This window comes from Achromobacter sp., from assembly GCF_049647645.1.
Lineage (GTDB): Bacteria > Pseudomonadota > Gammaproteobacteria > Burkholderiales > Burkholderiaceae_B > Achromobacter.
On sequence record NZ_JBARYB010000278.1, the window covers coordinates 23378 to 29377 of the forward strand.

6 protein-coding genes are annotated in these 6000 nt (G+C 65.8%); 1 reads left to right on the forward strand and 5 read right to left on the reverse strand.

The features are described 5' to 3' along the window. Positions 1-25: 25 nt before the first annotated feature. The 4 genes from phbB to WBB14_RS32215 all read right to left on the reverse strand — a co-directional run bounded on the left by phbB (position 26) and on the right by WBB14_RS32215 (position 4349). Positions 26-763, reverse strand: a complete 738-nt coding sequence (gene phbB, locus WBB14_RS32200; protein WP_332015297.1) for an acetoacetyl-CoA reductase — start codon at positions 761-763, stop codon at positions 26-28. A gap of 76 nt (positions 764-839) precedes the next feature. Beyond that, a complete protein-coding gene (gene phaC, locus WBB14_RS32205; protein WP_424243372.1) occupies positions 840-2474 on the reverse strand; it encodes a class I poly(R)-hydroxyalkanoic acid synthase in 1635 nt (544 codons plus the stop codon). A 124-nt stretch (positions 2475-2598) separates the two neighbouring features. Beyond that, a complete protein-coding gene (gene pgeF / locus WBB14_RS32210; RefSeq protein ID WP_424243373.1) occupies positions 2599-3363 on the reverse strand; it encodes a peptidoglycan editing factor PgeF in 765 nt (254 codons plus the stop codon). Beyond that, positions 3351-4349, reverse strand: coding sequence for an RluA family pseudouridine synthase (locus WBB14_RS32215; protein ID WP_424243374.1), 999 nt, complete (start codon positions 4347-4349; stop codon positions 3351-3353). The genes pgeF and WBB14_RS32215 overlap by 13 nt, the downstream gene beginning before the upstream one ends. Positions 4350-4486: 137 nt before the next feature. On the opposite strand from WBB14_RS32215, the gene WBB14_RS32220 reads away from it, so the two are divergent. Continuing rightward, a complete protein-coding gene (locus WBB14_RS32220) occupies positions 4487-5245 on the forward strand; it encodes an outer membrane protein assembly factor BamD (RefSeq protein WP_332015309.1) in 759 nt (252 codons plus the stop codon). Between the two features lie 48 nt (positions 5246-5293). On the opposite strand, the gene WBB14_RS32225 is transcribed toward WBB14_RS32220, so the two are convergent. Continuing rightward, positions 5294-6000: GlxA family transcriptional regulator (locus WBB14_RS32225; RefSeq protein WP_424243375.1), on the reverse strand; the 707-nt coding region annotated here is incomplete at its 5' end.

The window sequence follows — 6000 nt, forward strand, 5'->3', positions numbered from 1 at the left end:
CGCCCGCTGGCGGCCCGCGATGCGTTCAGCCCATGTGCAGGCCGCCGTTGAGCGAGAAGTCCGCGCCCGTCGAAAAGCCGGACTCGTCCGAGGCCAGCCACGCTGTCATGGAAGCGATTTCCTCCGGCGTGCCAAGGCGGCGCACCGGAATGGTGGCGACGATTTTTTCCAGCACGTCGGGACGGATGGCGCGAACCATGTCCGTGCCAATGTAGCCGGGCGAAATCGTATTGACCGTGACGCCCTTGCTCGCCACTTCCTGGGCCAGCGCCATGGTGAAGCCATGGATGCCGGCCTTGGCCGTGGAATAGTTGGTCTGGCCGAACTGCCCCTTCTGCCCGTTGACCGAGCTGATGTTGATGATGCGGCCCCACTGACGCTCGACCATGCCCTCGATGACCTGCTTGGTCACATTGAACAGGCTGTTCAGGTTGGTGTCGATGACCGCGCGCCAATCGTCCGCGCTCATCTTGCGGAACAGGCCGTCGCGCGTGATGCCCGCGTTGTTGACCAGCACGTCGACCTGGCCCAGGTCTTTCGTGACCCGCTCGAATGCCTCTACCGTGGAGTCCCAGTCGGACACATTGCCCACGGACGCGTAGAACGTATAGCCCTGCGCTGCCTGCTCATCCAGCCATTGCTGGTAATTGCGGCTGGGGCCGCAACCTGCCACCACGCGAAAGCCTTCCTTGGCCAAGCGCTGGCAAATAGAGGTGCCGATCCCGCCCATCCCGCCTGTTACGTAAGCCAGTTTTCCGCTCATTGGACTTCCTCCTGTGTGCGACGGACGCCTCGTTAATTGACCTTCTTCTATCCGGGCCTAACCGCTGATCGCGGTTTCAGGCTGCCCGGACTTTCACATACCTGCCAGGAGCCGGCTCTATCGGCCGGTACTTGGCATTGCCTAATTTTGTTCGCGCCTTGACCTGCTTGCCCGAGTGGCCCGACAGCCAGCCAGCCCAATCGGGCCACCAGCTGCCCGGCGTCTCGACGGCCTGCGCGAACCATGTGTTCGGATCGCCAGGCAGATGATGGCCGGACTGTTCGAGCTTGTCAGCCGCCCAGTAGCTGCGGCGTTTCTTGGCCGGAGGATTCACCACGCCGGCGATGTGGCCTGACGCCCCCAGCACGAAGCGTTGCGGTCCGCGCAACACCTGGGTGGAGGCATAGGCCGAGACCCAGGGCACGATATGGTCCTCGCGCGACCCGAAGATGTACGCCGGCATTTCCAGCCGCGTCAGGTCCAGCGGCATGCCCGCGGCTTGCGCGCGGCCCGGTACCTTGAGGTTGTTCTCCAGGTAGGTATTGCGGAAATACCAGGAGAAGAACGGTCCAGGCAGATTGGTGCTGTCGCCATTCCAGAACAGCAGGTCGAACGGGGGCGGCTTCTGGCCTTTCAAGTAGTTGCCGACCACATAGTTCCAGACCAGCTCATTGGGCCGCAGGAACGAGAAAGTGGTGGCGAGGTCACGCCCTGGCATCAGTCCGCCGTTGCCCAGCTGGTGATCGCGCAGCAGCGCGTGCGCCTCGTCGACGAAAACGTTCAGGACGCCGGTATCGTGGAAATCGAGCAGCGAGGTCAGCAGGGTCAGCGAAGCCACGGGGTGCTCGCCGCGCGCCTCGGCCAAGGCCAGCGCGGAGGCCAGCATCGTGCCGCCGACGCAGAAGCCCAAGGCATTGACTTGCGGCTGCTTGGTGATGTCGCTGGCCACGCGCAGCGCCTGCAGTACCGCGTCGTCCAGATAATCGGACCAAGTCGCGCGGTCCACGCCATCGGTATCGCTGGACACCGGATTGCGCCAGGAAATCAGGAATACCGTGTAGCCCTGGTCCACCGCGTGCCGCACGAAGGAGTTCTCGGGCTGCAGATCCAGGATGTAGAACTTGTTGATGTTTGGCGGCACGATGACCAGCGGCCGCTCATGCACCGTAGCCGTCGACGGCGCGTACTGGATGAGCTGGAACAGCCGGTTTTCAAATACCACTTCGCCTGGAGTCACCGCGACGTTGCGGCCGATCTCGAACTGCGATTCGTCCGTCTGCGTGATGCGGCCTTTCTTGACGTCGCCCAGCAGATTGGCCAGCCCTTCGTTGAGCGCGCGTCCGGCGCTTTCGACGATGGATTGCTGGGCATCCGGGTTCAGCGCCAGGAAGTTCGACGGCGACAGCGCGTCGACCCACTGCATGATGGAAAAGCGCAGGCGGTCGCGCATGGGCTCGCTGACCTGAGCCGCATCGACCATGCGCGACATGGCGCGGGCCGACAGCAGGTAGGTGTGCGCCAGCAACAGGTGCGAATGATTGGAGGCCCAGGCGTCGCCGGAAAAGCGGCGGTCGGGCGGCGGCGCAAGCGCGCCACGGCGGGCGTCATCGCAAAGGCGCTGCCACTCGCGGGAGAATTCGGCCTGAATGTCGGCCAGGACTTCCGGTGCCACGCTCACCGGAATGGGCCCTGCGGAGAGATTGGCATTCACTTCGACACCTTGTTATCGAAACTACGCGATTGATGTTGCATTCCGGGTTCGGGGCTGTCAATGCGGGTATACAAGGAGGCCTGACAGGGTAGGCCGCAAGCCCGGCTGCGGGCCTTGCGCCAGATCAAACCCCGCCGAGCCAGGCCAGCAGAGCCATGCGTCCGGTTTCGCCGTCGCGACGGTACGAAAAGAAACGATCGGCGCTGGCCACCGTGCACATCCCGCTCAAGGAGACATCTTGTACTCCGGCGCGGCGCAGGCGGAAATCGGCCAATCCGGCGAGATCGGCCAGCCATTTTCCGGAGAGTCCGGGTCGCGGCGTGAAGTAGCGCAAGGTCGCGGGATCATCCTTCAAGAAGGCGTCCAGCACGTCCTGGCCGACCTCGAACGCCTGCGGGCCGATGCCCGGCCCGACCCAGGCGCGCCAGCCCGCAGCTTGCGGCGCCTTGGCGCGCATGGCCGCCAATGTATGTTCCAGCACACCGCCCGACAGGCCGCGCCAGCCCGCATGCGCCGCGCCCAGCACCGTGCCTTGCGCATCGGCGATGACCACCGGCAAGCAATCGGCCACCATGACGGCCAGCACGCGGCCGGGCCGCGCCGTGACGCTGGCGTCGACCGCCGGCTCTTCCGGGAGGTCCGCCTGATCGGCGTCGACGACCTCGCTGCCGTGTACCTGGCGCAGCCACAGGGGTTCGGCCGGCAGCGCGGCGCACACCCGGCGCCGGTTTTCAGCGACCGTGTCCGGATCGTCTCCGGCGCGGCGGCCCAGATTCAAGGTGTCGTGCGGCGCAACGCCGACGCCCCCTGCCCGGGTCGTGCAGAAATAGTTCACGCCCGCCCAATCGGGGCCTGCCACTACCGGCAGGCCAGCCACTACGCGTTCCATGCAATCTCTTCCTGGACCAAGCTCATGTCGGAAGGCACGGCCGCGGCGAACTCGACTTCGCCGCGGCCGCCCGGATCTTCGAAATGCAGCGCGCGCGCATGCAGCATCTGCCGCTGCGCGCCCGCAATGTTCTTGCCGCCGTATAGCGTATCGGCCAGGAGCGGATGCCCGAGGCTGGCCATGTGCACGCGGATCTGGTGGGTGCGGCCGGTTTCCAGGCGGCATACCACTTCGGTGACGCGGCCGCCGGGATCCGCCTCGCCGCGGCGGGCGGGCGCGTAATGGGTGATGGCCGGCTTGGGCGCCACCGGTCGCTCCACGCTCATGCGCACCGGCACGCGCGAATCGCGGCCGATGGGGCGGTCGACCTTGCCGGCCGCGGCCAGCCAGCCATGGGCCAGCGCCACGTACTCGCGACCCATGCTGCGCGCCTGCAATTGGCGCACCAGGTGCGTCTGGGCGGTTTCGTTGCGCGCCACGACCATCAGGCCGGACGTGTCCTTGTCCAGGCGATGCACGATGCCGGCGCGCGCCACCTGGGCCAGTTCGGGGTAGCGGTACAGCAGGCCGTTGAGCAGCGTGCCGCTCCAGTTGCCGGCGCCGGGATGCGTGACCAGGCCCGCGGGCTTGTTCACCACGATCCAGTCGGGACTTTCGTCGACGACCGCGAAATCGACCGGTTCGGGGGCGAAAGCCAGGGATTCAGGCGCGGGCTGGGGCCAGACGGTGAGTTCATCGCCGGGACCGACCGTCTGACGCACCTTGCCGGGCTTGCCGTTCACGTGGACGTTGCCAGCCTCGATCCAGCCCTGCAGCCGGCCGCGGGAATGCTCGGGCAACAGCCCTGCCAGCACCTTGTCCAGCCGGTCGGCGCGCGTGCTGGAAGGCACGGTTACAAATTGCGGTTCCCCCCGGGGGGAATCCTCGGAATTACCCAGGAGTTCATCGTCGGAAACGAGATCTGCGCCGGAGGCTGTATCAGACATGGAGACAAATCATATAATCAGCCTGGCATGCTAACACCAAGGATACGATTCTCGTGATTCACCACTCCGCAGCTCCCTCGAACCCCGCCTCCCGAAGCGGGCCGGTTTTGCGCGTGGTTATCGCGCTATTTGCCGTCATGGTCATCGCCGGTTGCGGCTCGACCAACAGCAAGTATGACAAGACCACCAACTGGAGCGCCGAACAGCTCTACGCGGACGCCAAGGCGGAAATGTCCTCGGGCGGCTGGAAAGAAGCCCGCGAGCGGCTGACCGCCATCGAAAGCCGCTACCCCTTCGGCGTCTACGCGCAGCAAGCCCTGCTTGAGCTTGCCTACGTCAACTGGAAAGACGGCGAAAACGAACAGGCCCTGGCCGCCATCGACCGCTTCCAGCAGCTCTACCCCAACCATCCCGGCACCGATTACGCCCTCTACCTGAAGGGCCTGATCAACTTCACTCCGGCCAGCGCCTTCATGAGCAACATCACCGGCCAGGATCCCGCCGAACGCGATCCCAAGGGCCTGCGCGCGTCCTACGACGCGTTCAACGAGCTGATCAAGCGCTACCCTGACAGCAAGTACACGGTGGATGCCGAGAAGCGCGTCGCCTGGCTGGTCAACACCATCGCCATGAACGAAGTGCACGTTGCCCGCTATTACTACGAGCGCGGCGCCTACGTGGCTGCTGCCAACCGCGCGCAGACCGTCATTACCGACTTCGAAGGCGCTCCCGCCACCGAGGAAGCGCTCTACCTGATGGTCGAGTCCTACGACAAACTCGGCATGACCGAACTGAAGAACGACTCGCAGCGCGTGTACGACAAGAACTTCCCCAACAGCGAATTCAAGACCAAGGGGCTGAAGGCCGACAAAAGCTGGTGGAACCCGTTCAACTGACGCACCGTTCCCCACCCCAGGAAAGCCCCTGCCACGCAGGGGCTTTTTTCATGGCGGCGCGCCGCGACGCAGGGCTTGCGGCGGCTGCCCGTAGATGCGGATGAAGGCGCGACGCATGCGTTCCGTATCGCCGAAGCCTACCCGGCGGGCGATGACGTCCATGCCAGCCTCGCCCTCCTCGACCAGTTCGCGGGCGGCCTCGGCGCGCACGCGCTCGACTGCCTTCGCCGGGGTCTGGCCTGTTTCGAGTTTGAACTGGCGGCAGAACTGGCGCGGACTCAGACAGGCCACATCGGCCAGACGCTCGATATCCAGCACTTCGTCCAGGTGCTGGCCCACATGGGCCAGCACCTCGCGCATGCGCCCGCTGGCCGGCGCCAAGTCCTGCAGGGCCGAGAACTGCGATTGTCCGCCCGTGCGCCGGTGATAGACCACCATCTCGCGGGCGGTGGCGCGGGCGACCGCCTCGCCATGGTCGGCCTGCACCATGGCCAGCGCGAGATCGATGCCAGCCGTGATGCCCGCCGACGTCCAGACCGTACGGTCCTCGACATAGATGCGATCCGCCTCCACCGCCAGGGCGGGATGGCGCTGCTGCAATTCGGCGGCGTGGCGCCAGTGGGTCGTCACCCGGCGCCCTTGCAGGATGCCCGCCTGGGCCAGCACGAAAGCGCCTGTGCAGACGCTGGCCAGGCGCCGTCCGCGCGCATGCGCGCCGCGTAGATAGGCCAGCATGGCCGGCGCTGCCTGGGGCT

Excerpts from the sequence above, each read along its gene's own strand:
- phbB (WP_332015297.1), bottom strand. The coding sequence starts at position 763 with ATGAGCGGAAAACTGGCTTACGTAACAGGCGGGATGGGCGGGATCGGC.
- pgeF (WP_424243373.1), bottom strand. The coding sequence starts at position 3,363 with ATGGAACGCGTAGTGGCTGGCCTGCCGGTAGTGGCAGGCCCCGATTGG.
- WBB14_RS32215 (WP_424243374.1), bottom strand. The coding sequence starts at position 4,349 with ATGTCTGATACAGCCTCCGGCGCAGATCTCGTTTCCGACGATGAACTC.
- WBB14_RS32220 (WP_332015309.1), top strand. The coding sequence starts at position 4,487 with ATGGTCATCGCCGGTTGCGGCTCGACCAACAGCAAGTATGACAAGACC.